Consider the following 1,859-nt stretch of genomic DNA (forward strand, 5'->3'; position numbering starts at 1 on the left):
GAAAAACCACTACAAAGAAGCGCAAATCATTATGAATGCTGGTCAACGTGGTGCCGTTACCATTGCGACCAACATGGCCGGACGTGGTACCGATATCAAGCTCGGTGAAGGGGTTCGCGAACTCGGTGGACTGTGTGTCATCGGGACAGAGCGTCACGAAAGTCGTCGGATCGATAACCAGCTTCGTGGACGTTCCGGGCGTCAAGGGGATCCAGGTGAATCTCAATTCTACTTGTCTCTTGAAGATGAGTTGATGCGTCGTTTTGGTTCAGAACGGATCAAAGCAGTGCTCGACCGCTTCAAGTTGAGTGAAGAAGAATCGGTTATTCGTTCAAACATGTTTACCCGCCAAGTAGAGGGAGCACAAAAACGGGTTGAAGGAAATAACTACGATACTCGTAAGCAAGTCCTTCAATACGATGACGTGATGCGGGAACAACGGGAGATCATCTATGCAGAACGCTATGACGTGATCACAGCTAACCGCGACTTGGCTCCTGAAATCATGGCTATGATTAAACGGACGATCAAACGGATTGTCGAAGGTGCTAGCCACTCAAGCAAGGAAGAACGCATCGAAGCGATTCTAAACTTTGCCAAATACAATTTGGTTCCGGAAGATACGATTTCTGAAAGTGATATTGAAGGAAAATCTGACAAGGAAGTCATCGACTACTTGTATGGACGGGCAGAAGAAATCTATGCTAGTCAAGTAGCAAAATTGCGTGATGAAGAGTCTGTGCAAGAGTTCCAAAAAGTATTGATCCTTCGCGTGGTTGACAGCAAGTGGACAGACCACATCGATGCTTTGGATCAATTGCGAAATGCAGTTGGACTCCGAGGGTATGCGCAAAATAACCCAGTAGTGGAATACCAATCAGAAAGTTTCCGTATGTTTAACGATATGATTGGATCAATTGAATTTGATGTCACTCGTCTCATGATGAAAGCCCAAATTCACGAACAAGAACGTCCACGTACAGAACACAGCATTTCAACAACTGCTACTCGCAATATTGCAGCGCAACAACAAGATATTCCAGCAGAAATTGATTTATCACAAGTGAAACGCAATGATTTGTGCCCTTGTGGTTCAGGTAAGAAATTTAAAAACTGTCACGGACGTAAAGGTTAAGATCTCCTCTTAAACGTAGTGAGGAAGGGTCTAGGTAGCAGAAGGAGGCCGTATGGTATTCGTTAGGAAGAGCAATAAGATTGATGAGCAAGAGATCACTTCGCTGTACCGTTTGGAAGGTTCAGCCTTGGAGCGTAAAGAAGCGCGTGATCGAGAGTTGGAGTCGATTATCAAAGGAGAAGACCAACGGATCCTTCTTGTGATCGGGCCTTGTTCTTCTGATAATGAAGAAGCGGTGATGGAGTATGCCCGTCGCTTGGCCGACTTGCAAGAGCAAGTGGAAGATCAGATTTTTATTGTGATGCGGGTCTATACGGCTAAGCCTCGGACCAATGGGGATGGTTACAAAGGCTTGATGCACCAACCAGATACACATGCGGCACCAAGCTTTGTGGATGGTTTAAAAGCTGTTCGGCATCTTCACTACCGTGTGATTACAGAAACTGGGTTGACGACTGCAGATGAATTGCTTTACCCAGGCAGTCTTCCTTATGTTGAAGATTTGATTTCTTATCATGCCATTGGAGCGCGCTCAGTCGAAGACCAGGAGCACCGCTTTGTATCTAGTGGGATCTCTGCTCCAACAGGCATGAAGAATCCAACATCAGGAAATCTTTCCGTCATGTTTAATGCGATTTATGCGGCCCAACATCCACAAAATTTCTTGTTCAATGCCCAAGCAGTGGAAACATCAGGAAATCCTTTGGCCCATGCAATCCTTCGC

2 protein-coding genes are annotated in these 1,859 nt (G+C 45.8%); both read left to right on the plus strand.

From position 1 onward, the window contains the following. Nucleotides 1–1,135: SEC-C metal-binding domain-containing protein (locus PAN06_RS14060; protein ID WP_269796638.1), on the plus strand; the 1,135-nt coding region annotated here is incomplete at its 5' end. Between the two features lie 52 nt (nucleotides 1,136–1,187). Next, the coding region (locus PAN06_RS14065; RefSeq protein WP_269796639.1) for a 3-deoxy-7-phosphoheptulonate synthase at nucleotides 1,188–1,859 on the plus strand (672 nt) is incomplete at its 3' end.

It is taken from the genome of Streptococcus sp. SM3 (assembly GCF_027497875.1).